The organism is Ralstonia pickettii, assembly GCF_030582395.1.
Lineage (GTDB): Bacteria > Pseudomonadota > Gammaproteobacteria > Burkholderiales > Burkholderiaceae > Ralstonia > Ralstonia pickettii_D.
This window is the reverse complement of the sequence record NZ_CP104381.1, coordinates 639,305-657,072: the sequence shown is the minus strand read 5'-3', so window position 1 is coordinate 657,072 and position 17,768 is coordinate 639,305. Positions and strand designations below refer to the sequence as shown.

Genomic DNA, 17,768 nt, shown 5'->3' with positions numbered 1-17,768 from the left:
GAAGCGCTGGGCGTGCTGCAGATTCAGGGCCGCTTGGCTTGAACGTGCACACCTTCGGGCAAAACCGTGATTGTACCGGGCTCGACCGCAATGCCGGCCACTTTCAGCTGGTCGGGCTTGAACGTGTAGACGGCGTAGTCATTGAGCAACTGGCCCGCAATCAACGAACCGATCGAGCTGATCTGCGGACCGATACCGCCGGGCACGTTCTGCAGATCGAAGCGATCAACACTGGGCTGATTCAGTCCGATCGAATGCGTGGACGGGTCGTAATGCAAGCCGCTGGAGACGGCAAGTGGACCTGTCAGCGGCTGGCGGAACAGGCCGCTTTCCACCACGGCATCTGCCTGGATGGCAATGCGATTGCGCGCGGGGTCAAGTGACACCTGCGGGTTGGATAGCGTCACGTCGAAGAAGCCGAGGAAGCGCCGCTGGAACGGAAACTTGCGCGCCAGCGCGTCCTGCATCTGGCTGCGCGAAAAGGTGTAGCCGTCACCGGTCCAACCAGTGGGCATGCAGGCTACGAGCGTGACGGCAATGGCTATTCCAACAGCGGCCGCACCCGCCCACCAGCGAACGCGTTTGGATCGAGCGGCAGTGTTCGTGGAATCGGTCATGACAAATCAGTGCGCTGCGGTTGCGATTTCAAGTCGCGTCAGAAACTGCATGGCATGCGTGGCCGAGCTTCCGCACATGTCGGGCTCGGGCTGCAGGCTGCCGCACACCGCCGGACGTTCCGGCTGGCCGAAGATACGGCAACCGTTGGCGTCGTCCAATTGCGCGCAGCGCACGCCGGCCGGCTTGCCGTTCGGCATGCCAGGAATGGGGCTAGAGATGGAAGGCGCGATGCAGCAGGCGCCGCAGTGGGGTCGACAGTCCATGCTGTCCCAGTCAACGAAATCGGGGCGGAAACCGCTATTGTGCACCAGCACAATCGAGGCCCAGTCTGATTGACAGTGCCGAAGCCGCTTGACCCACCCCTGCCGCGTGCGTACATTAATGACCGGAAAGTAAGTTATCTGTGAGTCAGTGACCGTGCGCGCTGACTGACGCCCTATCGCCGTGACTGATCAAGATTCCGAGTCTTCCTCCAAACGCTGGACCCGCCGCAAAGAGGCCCGCCCCCAGGAACTGGTCGCCGCCGCGCTGAGCCTGTTCGTGGCGCGCGGCTATGCGGCCACGCGGCTGGAAGACGTGGCGTCGGCTGCCGGCGTATCCAAGGGCACGGTCTACTTGTACTTCGCGAACAAGGAAGAGCTGTTCAAGGCCGTCGTGCAGGAAAACCTGGTGCCCGCGCTGGCCGAGGGCGAGGCCCTGATCGACAGTTTTGACGGCACCAGCGAAGCGCTGCTGCACGAGATTCTGATGGGCTGGTGGGAACTCATCGGCGAATCCCCGGCTTCGGGCCTCACCAAGCTGCTGATGGCCGAATCGGGCAATTTTCCCGACCTGGCGCAGTACTACCACGAAGAAGTCATCGACCGCTGCGACCGCCTGTTCGCGCGCATCCTCGAACGCGGCATGGCCCGCGGCGAATTCCGCGACGTCAACATCGACCTGACCACACTGACCATGGTCGCGCCGATGATCTTCCTGATGATGTGGAAGCATTCGTTCGGCCCCTGCTCGCACCGGGAGCTGGAACCGAAGGCGTTTATCGCCCACGTCGTGTCGCTGCTGCTGCACGGCGTGCTACGCAATCCGGCGACGGGCGCGGTGATTCCGCCTCCACCCGCCCTCACCGCGCAACCGTGGCGCCCCTTGCCCGAGGGCGGCGACAACCCCGATCAAGGCGCCTCGTCATGACAACATCTGCCGGAATGTCCTCCGGACTTGCTAAAATGCCGGGTTTCTCGTCAAACCCTCATTTGCATCACTCGCTCCGCGTGGAAGGCATGCCCATGGACATCGAAAAATCCCGGTTCAACATGATCGAGCAGCAAATCCGTCCTTGGGACGTGCTCGATACCGACGTTCTCGACCTGCTCAGCGTCGTCAAGCGCGAACACTACGTGCCCGAGGCCTACCGCGCGCTGGCTTTCGTCGACATGGAAATCCCCCTGGCTGGCGGGCAGAACATGCTGGCGCCGCGCGTGGAAGCCCGCGTGCTGCAAGAGCTGGTCGTGCGCAAGCACGAAGACGTGTTGGAAGTCGGCGCTGGCTCCGGCTACATGGCCGCCCTGCTGGCCCATCGCGGCCGCCAGGTCACCACGCTCGACATCGTGCCGGAACTCGTCGCCTTCGCCCGCGACAACCTTTCGCGCAACGGCGTCACGAACGTCGACGTGGTCGAAGCCAGCGGCGCACAAGGCTGGGGCGATGGCCTCTACGACGTCATCTGCGTATCGGGCTCGGTACCTGCCGTGCCGGAAGCGCTGCTCAAGCAACTCAAGGTTGGGGGCCGCCTGTCGATCTTTGTGGGCGGCGCGCCGGTCATGGAAGCACAGCTCATCACTCGCATCTCCAACACCGAATATCAGACGCGCAACCTGTTCGAGACGTATGTGACGCCGCTGGTGGGCGTTCCCGCACCGTCGCACTTCCGCTTCTGATCCATCTCGGCTCCCCAATCATCATGCAGCAGCTCGCCCCCACCGCCCTCGCCCAATGGCTCGCCGACGCATCGCGCGCGAAGCCCGTCCTGCTCGACGTGCGCTGGACGGAGGAGGTGGAAATCTGTGCCATTCCGGGCATCACGCACATCCCGATGGACCAGATCCCGGCACGTGCCAGCGAGCTGAATGCTGACCAAGACATCGTCTGCATCTGCCACCACGGCGGACGCAGCGCGCAGGTTGCGCAGTTTCTGATTCAACGTGCCGGCTTTGATGCTGCGCGCGTCTACAACCTGCAAGGCGGCGTCCATGCCTGGGCTCACCAGGTGGACCCGCAGATGGCGACGTACTGATTGGGGAAGCCGCCGCCGGGCAAAGCCTTGTTCAGGCTCCGCAGCCACTGAACAGGGTCTGAAGCGCCCGCGCTGCCTTCCGAATGCGAACGTTTCCTCCTCGCTCGGGGGCTTTATGACTGTTGCTCGCAGTAGCCGTACGCGGATGGCCGCGCGCGGTTCGCTTGTTGTGCTGTGCTGTTCGATGATGCCGATGTTCGCGTGGGCGCAGGCCCAACCGAACCCGGCCGCTGCAACCGACCTCCTCTCCGCGTACCGTGCCGCGCTGGCGAACGATCCGCAATTCGCATCGGCGCGCGCGCAGTCGCTGGCGCAACGCGAGAAGCTCACGCAAGGCCGCGCCGGTCTGCTGCCGCAAATTGGCGGCGCCTGGAGTTCCACGCGCATCATCTTCGATCAAACCGCCCCGGCTGAATTCAACAAGACGTTCTCTTCGACGGGCTGGACGCTGTCGCTGTCGCAGCCGCTCTTCCGCTGGGACCGGTGGGAAACCTACAAGCAAGGGGAAATCGCTGCGCAGGCCGCCGAGGCCTCTCTCGCGCAAGCGCAACTCGATCTCATCACGCGCACGGCGCAGGCCTACTTTGACGTGCTCAACGCGCAGGACACGCTGCAACTCGCCACCGCGCAGCGCGATGCGATCCAGCAGCAGTACGAACAGGCTCGCCGCAACTTCGACGTCGGCAACGCCAACATCACCGACGCGAACGACGCGCAGGCCCGCCGCGACGCGATCGACGCCAGCGTCATTGCCGCACGCAGCGACTTCGAGATCAAGCAGTCGGCGCTCAAGCAGATCATCGGGGAGCCTGTTGGCACGTTGGCCGGCGTGCGCCCAGGCGTCGCGATCCCCCAGCCGGAGCCCGCTTCAGCGGAACCTTGGGTGGACCAGGCGCGCAGCAGCAACCTGCAGGTGGCACTGGCGCAATACAACCTGCAAAGTGCAGAGCGCGATGTGAAGAAAGCCACCGCGGGCCACCTGCCTTCGGTCGACCTCGTGGCGCAGACCGGCCACACCAATGCCAGCGGCAACCAATACCTGCCGTCGCTGCCGGGCGGCGCGCGCTTCGACAGTTCACAGATTGGCGTGCAGGTCTCGATCCCGATCTTTGCGGGCGGGGCGATCCAGTCGCGCGTGCGCGAGAACATCGCGTTGCAAACCAAGGCCGCAAATGACCTCGAATTTGCCCGCCGCTCTGCCGAGCAAGGGGCGAGGCAAGCCTATATTGGCGTGATTGCCGGACTTGCGCAGGTGAAAGCGCTGGAAGCGGCCGAGCTATCGGCGCGCACGGCATACGACTCCAACCAGCTCGCCTACGGTGTGGGCGTACGCATCGGCACCGACGTGCTGAATTCGCAGGCGCAGCTCTTCCAGGCACGCCGCGATCTGGCGCGCGCGCGTTACGACACCATCGTCAATGGGCTGCGGCTGAAGTCTGCCGCCGGCTCGTTGAGTGAGGCAGACGTGATTCAGGTGAACACGCTACTCACGGCAAACGGCTCGAGCGATATCACGGCGTTACCACCGGCAAGCGCCAAATCTGAATCGGCCAAACCTGCCGGCAAGTCCGCCAAGCGCTGATCAGTGGGTCTGGCCGCGCGGCGGCAAAGGCCGTTCGGCAAACTGCAGCAGTGCGCCGCTGGTCGTCTTCCAGATCACCTGGCGGCCCTGCTTGCCGCTGGCCGAGGGCTGCATACCGACAGTCGCCAACGGCGACTTGAGCGCCTCCAGGAACGCGGTTTCCAGCTCCATGCGCGCCGGGTCGCACGCCATGCGCGTCGATACCAGGTTGCCGAAGCGCATGCCCGAGGCGAGCTTCTCATACGGCCCCGAGAAGCGATTGCAGCCCGAGTAGCCGGACACCACGCCGTTGGCCGCCTCCAGGCCGCCACTGAATTCGATGGAAATCGGCTGCGCAGCCGGGTCAGCGTCGTCGCCTTCGGCAGAGGGCAACTCCTTGGGCGCAGCGCCCGACTCTTGCCAACGCACGAGCACGAACCGCGAGCGGCCTTCGCCCTGCGCTTGGGCGAGCGACGCCTGGCCCGTATTGGGTGCGGCGTTGGCAGGAGTCTGTTTGGTTGCAGCGGCGGACGCTGACGCAGCAGCGGGGGCGGCCGCAGCGGGCGAGGATGAAGGCGTTGGCGTCATGCAGCCGGCACCGATGATGGTGGCGGCGGTCATTGCGGCCAGCGCCGCGGCGGTCAGCACCACGCGGCGCGGCGTTTTCAGCAGGCTCGGCTTGGGTCGATTCGGTTGGGACATGAACGGATCGTGAACGATGACGGAATGCAAACTACACGAGAGCCATTAGTCTGCCCGACTCGTAATGAGTTCGCACGTTTCGTGCCGGACATGCACCGCATCACAGCGTTGGTTACAGCGTCGGCAGGACGAGAGACGCCACCGCCTCCACCGTACGGGCCGTCGCACCTCCGTGGGTAGCGGCAAAAGCCAAAGCCGCGCGTGACGCAGCTTCGCGAGCATCGGCATCCGACAGCCACGCGTCGATCACACGTACGGCCGCGGCGGCATCGGCCACCTGCGCGCACGCGCCTGCCGCCACCGCATCGCGCGTTGCCTGCGCGAAGTTGAATGTATGCGGGCCGATGACCACGGGCGTGCCGACTGCGCAGGCCTCGATCAAGTTCTGCCCACCGAGCGGAAGCAGGCTACCGCCAATGAACGCCACTTCGCCAGCTGAGTAATACAACGCCATCTCGCCCATCGAATCACCAAGCAAGACATCGGCCTCGGCAAGTCGATCGGAATCCGTCAACCCTGCTGCCGACACCGACAATGCACTGCGACGCACGACGCGTAGGCCTGCGCGCTCGGCGGCCTGGGCCACTTCTTCAAAGCGCTGCGGATGACGCGGCACAAGAATCAGCAGGGCATGCCGGCGCCCGACATGCTGCGCGCGATGTGCCAGCCATGCGTCGAGCAGCAACGCCTCTTCGCCCTCGCGCGTGCTGGCCGCCACCCATGCTGAGCGACCGTGCAGCGCATCATGCAGCACGCGGCCAGCCATGATCTGGTCGACATGCGGCGTGATGTCGAACTTCAGGTTACCGGTCACCCGCACGCGCGGCACGCCGAGCGAGCGGTAGCGATCAGCATCGTCGGGCGTCTGTGCCAGCACCGCGGCGAGTTGCGCGTACGTCTGGCGCGCGGCGTCACCCAGGCGCGCGGTCCGCCGGTGGCTGCGCGCAGACAGGCGCCCGTTGACGAGCACCATCGGCACACCAGCCGAGTAGGCACGCTCGATCAGCACCGGCCAGATCTCGGTCTCCATCAGCAAACCAAGACGCGGTTGGAAATGACGCAGAAACCGATCGACTACGCTCGGCAAGTCGTACGGCAGATACGCCTGGATGATCCGGCCGCTGCGTTGGGCCGCAAACTCGGCGCCGGTGCGGCGACCCGTCGGCGTCATGTGCGTCAGCAAGACAGCGTGGTGCGGGAAGCGCGCCAACAGCGCATCGATCAGCGGCTGCGCAGCGCGTGTCTCGCCAACGGACACGGCATGCACCCACAGCAGCGGGCGGTCCGGATTCGGGCGTGGCGGGTAGAAGCCGAGCCGCTCGCCGACGTGCTGGCGATAGCCGGGCTCCTTTCGGCCGCGCCACCACAGGCGCAGCAGGGCGAACGGCAGCGCGATGCGCCACAACCAGCGATACAGAAGGCGCAGCATCAGAGCACACCCAGCGTACGGAGCGCATCGAGCGCCTGCGCGCTGGTGGGATGGGCTTGGGCGTTGCCGATGTCGTGTACGTTCGGCGTCCAATAGCCACCGGTACGCCACGACGTGGTGAAGTTGTAAAGCGCCACGGTCGGCTTGCACAACGCTGCCCCAATGTGCACGAGGCCGGTATCCACCCCCACCACCGCAATCGCTTGATCGAGAAATGCCGTCACATCCGGCAGAGACATGCGCGGCGGGATCACCACGCGCCCCACCGTTCCGGGCACCGCGGCGACGATGGCCTCACGGATGGCTTCACTCGTGCGTCGCTCGGTCTCGCTGCCCCACGGCAAGGCGATAGCGTAGTCGCGTGCAAGCAGCGCGCGTGCGACATCCACCCACGCCTCCAGCGGCCACCCTTTGTCGGCACGCGAAGTCGCGTGCACCAGTGCCACGTACGGACGCGGCAGATTGAACGGCAAGTCGGCCGGCGGCTGCAAACCGAAGTCGATGGTGTCGGTCAGCGCGTAACCGAGCGCCTCCGCCACCATGCGGCGCGAGCGCTCGACCACATGGATGTGCGGTTCCATTTCGATTTTGCGTTGGTAGAACAGCTTGGCAAGCGGCTCATAGCCGGCACCTTCCGTGCGATTGCCGAAGCCCGCCACGAAACCGCCCGGCGCCAGCTTGGCCTGGGCCGCGACGAGCGCCGTCTTGATGAGGCCTTGCGTGTCGAGCACCGCATCGTATGACTTCGCACGCAACGCGCGACGGAACGCCGCCACCTCGCCCCAAGTCCTGCCGGAGCCCAGTGACTTGCGCCACCGCCGCAGGGAAAACGGAATCACGCCCCGGACCCCGCGCACGATGCGCACCAGTCCGGCAAAGCCCTCTTCAACCACCCAATCGATCTCGGCATCCGGATACGCACGCAGGATATCGGCCACCACCGGCGTGCAATGCACCACATCGCCAAGCGACGAAACCTTGACGATCAGCACGCGCATGCCGCCACCCCTTCCCCCAACTTCATGAGTGCGAACCGTGCGATCAGAACGGCAGTTGCGCGTCCGGCTTCTCGGCCAGGATCACGCGGCGGAATTCACCCTGGATGCGCGCCATCGCGGCATCGTTGTCGGCCTCGAAGCGCATCACCACCACCGGCGTGGTATTGGACGGACGCGCCAGGCCAAAGCCATCTTCGTATTCCACGCGTACGCCGTCGATGCGGTTCACTTCCTTCGCGCCGGCAAACGTGGCATTGGCCTTGATCCTGTCGAGCAGCTCGAACGATTCGCCCTCCGCACACTTCAGTTGCAGCTCAGGCGTGCAGTGCGAGTTCGGCAGCGCGTTGAGTGTGGCGCTCGGATCTGCCAGGCGCGAGACAATTTCCAGCAGGCGCGCGCCCGTGTAAAGACCGTCATCGAAACCGTACCAGCGATCCTTGAAGAAGATGTGGCCGCTCATCTCACCGGCCAGCGGTGCGCCCGTTTCCTTCAGCTTGGCCTTGACGAGCGAATGGCCCGTCTTCCACATCGTGGCCTTACCGCCGTGCTCCCGAATGAACGGCGCCAACTTGCCCGTGCACTTCACGTCAAAGATGATTTCGCCGCCCGGGTTGCGCGACAGGACTTCCTGCGCGAACAGCATCAACTGGCGGTCGGGGAAGATGACCTGGCCGTCCTTGGTGACCACGCCCAGGCGGTCGCCGTCGCCATCGAACGCGAGGCCGAGTTCACAATCGGTGGTCTGCAGCGTGCGCACCAGGTCCTGCAGGTTCTCGACGTGGGCCGGGTCCGGATGGTGGTTCGGGAAGTGGCCATCCACCTCGCAGAACAACTCCGTCACCTCGCAGCCCATCGCACGGAACAGCTCCGGGGCAAAGGCGCCTGCCACACCGTTGCCGCAGTCCACGGCAATCTTCATCGGGCGGCTCACCTTGACATCGGAGATGATTCGGTCGATGTACTGTTGACGGATGTCCACCTGGACGTAATCGCCTGCGCCCTCGGTGAAATCGCCCTGCTCGATGCGCGTGCGCAATGCTTGAATCTGCTCGCCGTAGATGGCCTGGCCTGCCAGCACCATCTTGAAACCGTTGTAGTCGGGCGGGTTGTGGCTGCCCGTGACCATCACGCCTGACGTGGCGCGACGACCGGCCAGCTCGATGTTTGTGCCAAAGTAGACCATCGGCGTGGCCACGAGGCCAAGATCGATCACATCGACGCCGCCGGCGCGTAGGCCCTCTGCGAGCGCTGCAAGCAGTTCCGGGCCAGACAGGCGGCCATCGCGACCGATGACGACGGCAGATTCGCCCTTGGCGCGAGCTGCGGAGCCGAAGGCACGGCCGATCAGGCGTGCGGTTTCGGCATCGACGGTTTTTCCGACGATGCCGCGGATGTCGTAGGCTTTGAAGATGGTGGGGTTGATGCTGCTCATGGAATGGTCCGTGAGAATGTAAGATGAACAGCATTGTAAACGGTCAAGATGTGCGTGCCGCCGTTACATTGTCCATTAGCTGGACAGTCCAACCAACGGTGTCACGCGCCTTATAATGGACGGTTGACCGGCACTGGCCGGCGTCGGTGGGCGAACCCGCCTTATTCTCTGCCAGCTTGGACGCCATTTGCACCGTGTCTTCCCATTTGCCGCCGCGCCGCCCGCGCGTTGCCTATCTAATTACCAACTCCGAAGTGGGAGGGGCGCAGGCACATGTTGCTGATTTGCTTAATGCATTGCATGGGCGTGTCGATGCGGTGGTACTTGCGGGAGGTGATGGCCCACTGTTCGACGCTGCGCAATCCAGGGGCGCCAATACAATTCGCCTGACGCTGCTGGACAATGCGCTGTCGCCGAGGCGCGCTCTGTCGGCATTCAAGCAGTTGATTGCTGCATTGCGCACCACGAAACCCGATTTGATTCACGCGCATAGTGCCAAAGCCGGTGCCTTGGGACGGCTGGCCGGCTGGGTGCTTGGCATTCCCGTCGTGTACACCGTACACGGGTTCGCATTCAAGCCAGCGGCACCCTTGCGGCAGCGGCTCGTCGCGCGCGTGGTCGAATGGATACTGGCACCGCTGACGGCGCGCATGATCTGCGTTGCCGAGGCCGAGCGCGCCATGGCGAATACGCTGCCCATCGCCTCCAAACGCGTTAGTGTGATCCGTAACGGCATCGCCGATACCACTGCCGCTCCCGCGGTCCCTGGTGCAGCGGTGGTCCGTATCGTCATGGTTGCGCGCCTGGCTGCCCCCAAGCGCCCGGATCTCGTCATTCGTGCCTTCGCTCAGGCGACCCTCCCGGACTGTGAGCTGGTACTCGCGGGAGATGGTCCGCAAATGGAAGCCTTGAGCGCGCTGGCTGACGCCGTGGCTCCGGGAAAGGTGAGGTTTCTCGGTGCCATTCCAGACGTTCCGTCTTTGCTGGCGTCCGCGCAGATCTTCGTGCTCGCATCGGACCACGAAGGCTTTCCGCTCTCCATCCTGGAAGCCATGCGAGCTGGCCTGCCCATTATTGCAAGTGATCTGCCCGGCATCCGCGAGCAACTGGCAGACGGAAGTTGCGGGCGCCTTGTCCCGGCCAGCGACGTACAAGCTTGGGCTGAGACGCTGGCGCAACTGGCGGCTAACGGGGCAGAAAGAGAGCGCCTCGGGAACGACGCCCGCCAATACTGGGAACAACATTTCGGCATGGGCAACATGGCGGACGCAACTTGGCAGGTATATCAAGAGGTCTTGGTACACCGAGGCGCCAACCATTCTGAGCAACCACTCCAAGAACAAACAGGCCATGAATAAAGGCACCAGCGCAGGACATCCCGCCCGACCGCTCCATGTCAGAGGCTCGGAGACAATCCGACGTGCAACCCGCATGTTGACTTGGGCCGTGCTGGGGCTCGCTTTCTTGGGGCTGACGATCGCGCTGGCAACGTTGGCACGCCACGCTGGCGCAGTCACACACGTTTTCACCAATACGCTGGTCTGGTCGCTGCTGCCGTATGTGTGCGCATTTCTGCTATTGCATCGTGCCCTCCACCTGCCCTCCATTGAAGGCAACAGCTTGATCGGCGTCGCTACGACCTTGCCCTTCGCTGCGCTGCTGTTTGTCGTGGTCGCCTTCCATCTCGAGTATTCGCGAGGGGCCATGCTGCTCGCTTACTTCACGACGCTGGCGTGGATCTGGTTCGGCTATCGGCGCTATGTGCACAACTACGTGCCCGTGTTCGGTTACACCGACGCGGCAACGCTCGAGCAGCTGGAGCGGATTCTCTCCATGCCCGGCACCTCTCCCGCAAGCCCGACGCAGTTCCGCGTCATCAACTCCCTCTCGGACGCCGTGCACTGCGATGGCCTGATGCTGGATCGAAACGCCACGGCTGACCCCGAGCGCACGCGCGCCCTGGCCCAGTTCAAGCTCAGCCACGTGCGCATGTATTCCGTGGAGCGCATCGGCGAGATGCTGACGGGTCGAGTCGGGCTCTCACATATCGACGAGAACTTTCTCGATGACTACGCCGCGCATTACTTCTATGGCTTCACAAAGCGACTGATTGATCTGGTGGCCGTGCTGTGCCTGGCGCCACTGGCACTGCCGATTGGCTTTGCCGTGGCCATTGCCATTCGACTGGAATCTCCGGGGCCGGCCTTGTTCCGGCAAGTACGCGTTGGCCTATTTGGCAAACCCTTTACCATGCTGAAATTCCGCAGCATGGGCGTCGATGCCAGCGCCCCCCCTCAGTTCGCCGCTCGACGAGACCCGCGGGTGACCCGGGTCGGCCGGGTCATCCGCAAATACCGGCTCGATGAGATCCCTCAGCTGTGGAACGTCTTGGTCGGCCATATGAGCCTCATCGGCCCACGCCCCGAACAGGTGCCGATGGTCGAGGATTTTGAGCGAACTATTTCGTACTATCCATACCGTCATCTGGTTCGGCCGGGCCTGTCGGGGTGGGCACAAGTCCAGCAGGGCTACGCGGGCACGCACGAAGAAACCGTGACCAAGCTCAGCTACGACCTCTATTACGTCAAGCACTGCTCGTTCGCCTTGGATCTGCTGATTGCCGTCAAGACGCTACGGACGATGCTGACGGGGTACGGGGCACGGTGAGCATGCCTTACATCCGCCTGCACCGCCCACAGCCAATGCGCATCCTCTTATTGACCACGGGCTTGAAGCTTGGCGGCGCTGAACAGCAAGTCGCTGCGCTCGCCCGGCAATTCGTCGCCCTTGGGCACGCCGTAGCTGTTGTCAGCCTCACCCCCGGAAGCGATGTGGCTTTGCCCGAAGCAGTCACGGTCGTGCCTTTGGAAATGCGAAAGACACCCCTGTCGATAATGCGGGCCCTATGGAGACTGCGCGCGTTCGTACGTCAGTGGCAGCCGGACATCGTCCATGCCCACATGGTGCACGCCAACCTGCTCGCGCGCATCCTCGCCGCGACGGGAGACATGCCCCCCGTCATCTGCACGGCACACAGCGCACGCGAAGGTGGCGGCTTGCGCATGTTGGGCTATCGGCTGACTGACCGCTGGAGCCAACTCACCACGCACGTCAGCCCGCAAGGACGACAAGCCATGATCGAAGCTGGGGCGGTGTCCTCAGCGCGCATCACAGTGGTACCCAACGGCATCGATACAGCGCAATTTCACCCCGATACGGCACTGAGGCAACGCGCCCGGGAAGCGCTTGGACTGCAGGACAGCACTCGCCTGCTGATCAACGTTGGGCGCCTCGTCAAAGAGAAAGCCCAGGCGACGCTGATCGATGCGTTTTCCCAGCTCGAGGCGGATTCCGACACGCAGTTGCTCATCGTCGGAGATGGGCCGCTCCGGGGCGCACTGGAACAGCAGATCCGCGACCGTCGGCTCACGGGACGTATTCGTCTTACGGGTGCCCGCAGCGATATTCCTGTCCTGTTGAATGGCGCCGATCTGTTTGTGCTGTCTTCCGACATCGAAGGCATGCCGCTCGCACTCGGCGAGGCGCTGGCTTGCGGCCTGCCCGTTGTAGCAACCGATGCCGCTGGAGTGGCGGAATTGCTGGGGGAATACGGTGAAATCGTGCCACGCGGCGACTCGGCTGCGCTTGCTGCGGCGATGCGCCGAGCACTGGCTTGCGGCCTGGGCGATGCTGACGCGCAAGCCGCGCGACGTGCCCACATTGCCAGCCGCTTCAGCCTTGAAGCTGTCGCCTTGGAATGGTTGGGGCGCTACGCCAGCCTCATCGGCACGGACCGTGCCGCCTCAGCAAGGGTCGCGCAATGAAACACAAGGTTGTCAGCAACCTGATGTGGATGCTTGCCGAGCGAGGTCTGCAGATCGGCGCCGGCATCGGCGTGGTTGCCATGCTGGCACGTGGCTTGGGGCCGGAGGGGTTCGCGCATTTCCAGTACGCGCAGGCGGTGGTCTATGTGGCGGCCTCGGTTGCCCTGCTCTGCGGTGCGGAAGTCGTCATCCCGCGCCTGGTCGCTCATCCGGAACCGAAAGCGCAACATCGGTTGTTGATGCATGCCTTCGGCTTGCGATTGGCAGCAGGCATGCTGGGCTATCTGCTGATGTGTGGGTTCCTTGCTATCACGCAGCAGCCGATGGATTTCTGGTTGCCAGCGCTCATCCTGGGCATTGCGATCCTGCTGCGAGAGCCCTTCGGTGTTGTCACCGCCTGGATGCAAGCGCACACGCGCACACGCCCCAACACGCTGTTCAACGTTGTGTCGCTGACGATCAAGGTGGCCGGCGTGGCAACGCTATTTGCCCTTGGCGTACATAGTGTGCCGGCTTACGCCACGATGTTCTCCGCCGAGTCCATCGTACTGGCGGCATTGCTTGCCGCGTTCTATCTAAGCCGTGCGCCATGTACACCCACCGCCCGCGACCCAGAGCTCACGCGCGAACTGTTCACCAGTGGCCTGCTATTCTGGGTCAGCTTCATGTGCATGATGGCTTCGCGTCGCGTTGACCAGCTGCTGCTCAAGCCGTTCGTCTCACTCGGCGAACTTGGCGCTTATGCCGCGTCAATGCAGATCCTCGACAACTTCGTGATGCTGGCGACGATTCTTTCTGCAGGGTTGGCGCCGGTGTATGTTTACTCGCAATCCACGCTGGCACTGGCTCGCCGCAACGTACTCCGAATCGCGGGAGGCATGGTGGCCGTGGGCGTGGTCGGTGGCGTGTTGATCGCGCTGAGCGCGCACTGGATCGTCCACCTGCTCTATGGGGCCGCCTTCGGGCGAGCTGTCGAGTTGCTGCAGCTGACCGCCTTGGCATCGACACTCGTATTCGCCGATGTTGCACTCACGCTGCTACCCATCCATATGCGGGCGCCGCGCCTGGTCGCCATCAAATGGGGGCTGGCGCTCGCTGCCACGCTAATCGTCGATGCCGTGGCCATTCCGCGTCTTGGTGCCTATGGCGCCATTCTCGGCTATGCAATCGCGAATCTGATTTCTGTGCTATTTGGCATGGCCGTCTGGATGCGCTGTCGCACGATTGCGCGACGCGCCCTTGGAGTCAGCGCATGACGCAGGCAAAACCACGGTTGTGCTTCCTGACCGGAACGCTCAACGCGCTCGCGGGCGCTGAGCGCATGACGGCCACCATCGCCAACGGGCTCGCAGAACAGGGCTACGAAGTCACCATCCTCAGCTTGTGGGACAACGCGAGTTGCTTTGCTCTGCATCCGGCCGTCCAACACGAAGCGCTCGTTGCCGAGCGCCCTTCATTCAAACGCACCTACGCGGCCACAGTTGCCGGCATTCGGAAGCACCTCAAGCGGCATCACATTGACGTACTGGTGCAAGTCGACACGATGCTGTCACTCTTTGCGCTGCCGGCAGCACTGGGGCTCGGTGTGCGGCACATTGCCTGGGAGCATTGCCACTTCGACGAAGACCTTGGCCGACGTGCACGCAGATGGGCACGGCGCCTGGCGGCGCGCTATTGCGAGCAGATCGTTGTGCTGACCGAGCGCGATCGGGAGCGGTGGCTGGAAGCCTTGCGCCCAAGCAGTTCGGTGGTCTGCATTCCCAATCCGCTACCGTTTCCCATCCCGACACAACCTGTGCCGAGGACAAGCAAAACCGTCCTTGCGGTCGGCCGGCTTGTGCACGCCAAAGGGTTCGATGTGTTGCTGAACGCCTGGGCAATCGTCGCGCAGCACGCTCCGGAGTGGAAACTGATGATTGCCGGCGAAGGTGAGGAACGCCGCGCGCTGGAAACACTGCGCGATCAACTTGGCCTGCGTGACAGCGTAACCTTGCCAGGCGTTGCGTCGGACATCACGCAAGCCTATGCACAAGCTTCGATCTTTTGCCTCTCGTCGCGCTACGAAGGTTTCGGGCTGGTGTTGATCGAAGCCATGGCGTTTGGGCTGCCGATCGTCTCTACGGCTTGTGAGACTGGGCCCCGGGAATTGCTGGAAGACGGGCGGGATGCCGTGATGGTTGCGGTTGATGATCATGCAGCACTTGCCGATGCACTGCTACGCCTGATTTTGGATCGTGATGAGGCAGCCCGATTAGGGCAGGCTGCGAGCCTGAAAGCGACGCTATTTACCAAGGAACGAATCGTCGCGGCGTGGGATGAGCTGTTGCGGTAGAACGAGCGGCCACGCCCGTACGTTCAGCAGCAACATCTATGACAACTTAGTGTCGATCATGCCGGAAAGATCGCTCCAGTGCAGATGCGGGGTATACCTCACATGAGACAAGGTATGAAGGCCGCGCGCCGGGAACGGCATCATCGAGAAGAAAGGCCCATCCATGACGGTGACGCCGATCTCCTTGAGGCCTGCTGAGATGACCGCTGTGCCGGTCACAGAAACCGCGAGACGGTATCTGACGGACCTCTGGAGATAGTCTGCCCACGGCCCCCACAGGTCATGGCTTACGCGTGAGAGGCAACTTGATTAACAGGTGACGTAGTATCTGTCGAAACACGGCCATGGTTTGCGATATTTCGCCGCATTCAACATGGCCGCCTTTCGGCATCGACTCGATCACGATATCGTTACAGCCAAACCTGTCACGACCGCTCTCCCCCGTACTGGCCGCAGACATCCGCCATACCGTGAGCACACCCCCGCAAGATCATTCTTCTCTGCTCGGATCGATTCTCCACACAAAGGGAATAGAAAACGCCCTTCAGAAGTAACCGATATCCGTCATTCAAGCGCCAACGCCATGGAATGTAAGAGCGCCGATACAGGCGCAGCGCATTGCGAAAGAGATAATAGTGCCGAAGCGGCGAATGCATCGGCACACGCAATCTACCTCGCAGATATCGCCGTGGTGGCTCGCCGAGATCGTGTTCCATTGCCGCGTCAAAAACGCCAAGGTTCACGAACCCTTTCGATCTCGCGCGCAAACCCCACTCGATATCGATGTAGTCGATAAAAAGTCCATCCTCCATGCCACCGATTTCGTCCAACGCGGCCATGGAAATCAGACACCCAGAGGTGATGAGGTAGTCGGCGGAGCACCACGACTCGGTGTCCGGCTGGCGTACCCGCTCAATTTTCCAGCCACTGAGCCGGATGAACGGGTAGTAAGAGCCATCGCGCGGGTCATGAAAGAAAGGACCAGCGCTGGCGGCCTTCAATCCGTGTCCCTCCGCCGCGCTCATGGCATCTCGCAATCGGGCAATCATTGTTGGCGCCGGCAAACTATCCTGGTCGAACAGGACGACATGAGTTGCCTGACGGTCACGAGCAGCCGCAATCCCCATGTTATGGCCCGTTGCGACGCCAACGTTGCCATCCATGGGCAGATAGACGCAATGCCCAGTGCTCCGACCGTCCATCCATTCGCGCAGCCCCTTGCCAGGGTCGTTATCGACCACGATGATGCCCGTCACCTGCGGAGTCACTGCCTCTAGCAACCCGGAAAGCTGCTCGAGCGCGGGACGGTAACAAACAACAACGGCCCAGATGTTATCGACCGGCGCCATCACCGCAAGCTTTCCAAAACATAACGCCCCAGGCGCAAATTGCGTGCAACGGATGCCGGCACTCTGTCCAGCAGGGCATCAAGCCGATAACGCCATTTGATATTCGGCTGCTTGGCCAGACGCTCGCGCTCGCGCGATGCATACGTCGCCATGGCGGCCTCATTCATCGTCGCAATCTCGTCGCGAGTGACCCGTGGCGCGTCCATGATCCCGTGCAGTCCGGCAAGAAACTCGCGTGACGAGGCATACCAGTCTGGCCACGACATTGCCGTCTCTCGCGCCCCTTGCTTGAGCGAAGCGAGCAATTCCGGCTCACGTTGCAGGCGTCGCACCGCACTGACGACACCCGCCTCGTCATCGCGCGCCACAACCAACGCGTTTTGTCCGTCCACGATGTACTCGTCGTGTCCCGTCACGTCATACACAACCGCGGTGCCGCCACAATGGAACATTTCCAATGGAGGGCCGAACATCCCTTCAACGTAGCTGAGTTTGACGATGACATCGCACGAGCGATAGATCTCCGCGACTTTGTCGATTGGCACACGCGAGAACAAACGGTTCACCTGCGGATACCAGGACACCTCTGACGACGTCAGGAGCCAAGTCTCTGTCGGCTGTGCCTTACGCATCAACTTGAGCGAGCGCCCGACGTTCTTGAAGAACACACCAAAAGGCCCCTCCACCAGCACGCGCAACTCGCCTTTGCCAAGCCGCGGCGCTACCGCTGGGCCATCTTCCCGGTAGATATCCTTCCGGATACCGTTACGTGCCAGATGATAGGCGTGACCGTGGTGCTCGTTCAGATATTGCTGGATCCATGTGGCTTCCGTAACTCCTGGCAACGGCAGGCGATACGTACTGTCGACGAGATCGCGGAGCGGCCCTTCTCCGTCGGCATAGAAGCGCGATTCGATCGACTGCACAAAGTACGCATACTGCCGCGCCTTGAGTCGATGCAATTCCGTTGCGGTCCTCCACCACGTGGCAATGGCGAGATCGAACTCATGGTCAGCTTCCAGCGCATCGATGTGCAATATCCGCAGTTCACTCGTCGCTGGGTGCCATTTCAACTGATGCGGCTGATACGCGTACTGGGCAACGATCGTAACGTCGTGCCCCTCCCGTCGCGCGAACAAGGCATGTTGATAGATCACATAGGATCCACCGCTGATATCAACGGAGCCAAGAAAAAATGCAATCTTCATAGTTTTTTTGGACAGTCTTGGCTGG

Annotated in this window: 17 protein-coding genes; 9 read left to right on the top strand and 8 right to left on the bottom strand. The window is 62.8% G+C overall.

Translation table 11 applies throughout. The features are described 5' to 3' along the window. Nucleotides 1–23: 23 nt before the first annotated feature. A complete protein-coding gene (locus N5B55_RS03065) occupies nt 24–617 on the bottom strand; it encodes a DUF1439 domain-containing protein (RefSeq protein ID WP_304539107.1) in 594 nt (197 codons plus the stop codon). Between the two features lie 6 nt (nt 618–623). Then, nucleotides 624–881, bottom strand: a complete 258-nt coding sequence (locus N5B55_RS03060) for a YkgJ family cysteine cluster protein (protein WP_065857921.1) — start codon at nt 879–881, stop codon at nt 624–626. Between the two features lie 181 nt (nt 882–1,062). Here N5B55_RS03060 and N5B55_RS03055 point away from each other — a divergent pair, with 181 nt between their 5' ends. From N5B55_RS03055 to N5B55_RS03040, 4 genes are all read left to right on the top strand, one after another. Then, complete coding sequence (locus tag N5B55_RS03055; protein ID WP_304539106.1) at nt 1,063–1,806, top strand: TetR/AcrR family transcriptional regulator; 744 nt, start codon at nt 1,063–1,065, stop codon at nt 1,804–1,806. Between the two features lie 95 nt (nt 1,807–1,901). After that, complete coding sequence (locus tag N5B55_RS03050) at nt 1,902–2,552, top strand: protein-L-isoaspartate O-methyltransferase family protein (protein ID WP_304539105.1); 651 nt, start codon at nt 1,902–1,904, stop codon at nt 2,550–2,552. Between the two features lie 23 nt (nt 2,553–2,575). Next, complete coding sequence (locus N5B55_RS03045; protein WP_154206486.1) at nt 2,576–2,908, top strand: rhodanese-like domain-containing protein; 333 nt, start codon at nt 2,576–2,578, stop codon at nt 2,906–2,908. A gap of 145 nt (nt 2,909–3,053) precedes the next feature. Beyond that, nucleotides 3,054–4,490, top strand: coding sequence for a TolC family outer membrane protein (locus N5B55_RS03040; RefSeq protein ID WP_304539104.1), 1,437 nt, complete (start codon nt 3,054–3,056; stop codon nt 4,488–4,490). On the opposite strand, the gene N5B55_RS03035 is transcribed toward N5B55_RS03040, so the two are convergent. From N5B55_RS03035 to N5B55_RS03020, 4 genes are all read right to left on the bottom strand, one after another. Then, on the bottom strand, nt 4,491–5,171 hold the full coding sequence (locus tag N5B55_RS03035) for an META domain-containing protein (protein WP_154206485.1): 681 nt from the start codon (nt 5,169–5,171) through the stop codon (nt 4,491–4,493). Between the two features lie 112 nt (nt 5,172–5,283). Next, nucleotides 5,284–6,600, bottom strand: a complete 1,317-nt coding sequence (gene waaA, locus N5B55_RS03030; protein WP_304539103.1) for a lipid IV(A) 3-deoxy-D-manno-octulosonic acid transferase — start codon at nt 6,598–6,600, stop codon at nt 5,284–5,286. After that, nucleotides 6,600–7,598 (bottom strand): lipopolysaccharide heptosyltransferase I, encoded by a 999-nt coding sequence (gene waaC / locus N5B55_RS03025; RefSeq protein ID WP_304539102.1) that lies wholly within the window; start codon nt 7,596–7,598, stop codon nt 6,600–6,602. The genes waaA and waaC overlap by 1 nt, the downstream gene beginning before the upstream one ends. 43 nt (nt 7,599–7,641) lie before the next feature. Then, complete coding sequence (locus tag N5B55_RS03020) at nt 7,642–9,030, bottom strand: phosphomannomutase/phosphoglucomutase (protein ID WP_304539101.1); 1,389 nt, start codon at nt 9,028–9,030, stop codon at nt 7,642–7,644. 194 nt (nt 9,031–9,224) lie between these two features. Between N5B55_RS03020 and N5B55_RS03015 the strand changes: the two genes are divergently transcribed. The 5 genes from N5B55_RS03015 to N5B55_RS02995 are packed head-to-tail and all read left to right on the top strand — an operon-like array spanning nt 9,225 to nt 15,186. Further along, nucleotides 9,225–10,388, top strand: a complete 1,164-nt coding sequence (locus N5B55_RS03015; protein WP_304539100.1) for a glycosyltransferase family 4 protein — start codon at nt 9,225–9,227, stop codon at nt 10,386–10,388. After that, on the top strand, nt 10,381–11,697 hold the full coding sequence (locus tag N5B55_RS03010) for a sugar transferase (RefSeq protein ID WP_304539099.1): 1,317 nt from the start codon (nt 10,381–10,383) through the stop codon (nt 11,695–11,697). The genes N5B55_RS03015 and N5B55_RS03010 overlap by 8 nt, the downstream gene beginning before the upstream one ends. Nucleotides 11,698–11,699: 2 nt before the next feature. Next, nucleotides 11,700–12,854 (top strand): glycosyltransferase, encoded by a 1,155-nt coding sequence (locus N5B55_RS03005; protein ID WP_304539098.1) that lies wholly within the window; start codon nt 11,700–11,702, stop codon nt 12,852–12,854. Then, on the top strand, nt 12,851–14,110 hold the full coding sequence (locus tag N5B55_RS03000) for a lipopolysaccharide biosynthesis protein (RefSeq protein ID WP_304539097.1): 1,260 nt from the start codon (nt 12,851–12,853) through the stop codon (nt 14,108–14,110). Before N5B55_RS03005 ends, N5B55_RS03000 begins: the two co-directional genes overlap by 4 nt. Beyond that, nucleotides 14,107–15,186: a glycosyltransferase family 4 protein gene (locus N5B55_RS02995; protein ID WP_304539096.1), complete on the top strand. Its 1,080-nt coding sequence runs from the start codon at nt 14,107–14,109 to the stop codon at nt 15,184–15,186. Before N5B55_RS03000 ends, N5B55_RS02995 begins: the two co-directional genes overlap by 4 nt. Nucleotides 15,187–15,611: 425 nt before the next feature. Here N5B55_RS02995 and N5B55_RS02990 read toward each other — a convergent pair whose 3' ends face one another. Beyond that, complete coding sequence (locus tag N5B55_RS02990) at nt 15,612–16,535, bottom strand: glycosyltransferase family 2 protein (RefSeq protein ID WP_304539095.1); 924 nt, start codon at nt 16,533–16,535, stop codon at nt 15,612–15,614. Further along, complete coding sequence (locus tag N5B55_RS02985; protein ID WP_304539094.1) at nt 16,535–17,743, bottom strand: glycosyltransferase; 1,209 nt, start codon at nt 17,741–17,743, stop codon at nt 16,535–16,537. The genes N5B55_RS02990 and N5B55_RS02985 overlap by 1 nt, the downstream gene beginning before the upstream one ends. Between the last annotated feature and the right edge of the window lie 25 nt (nt 17,744–17,768).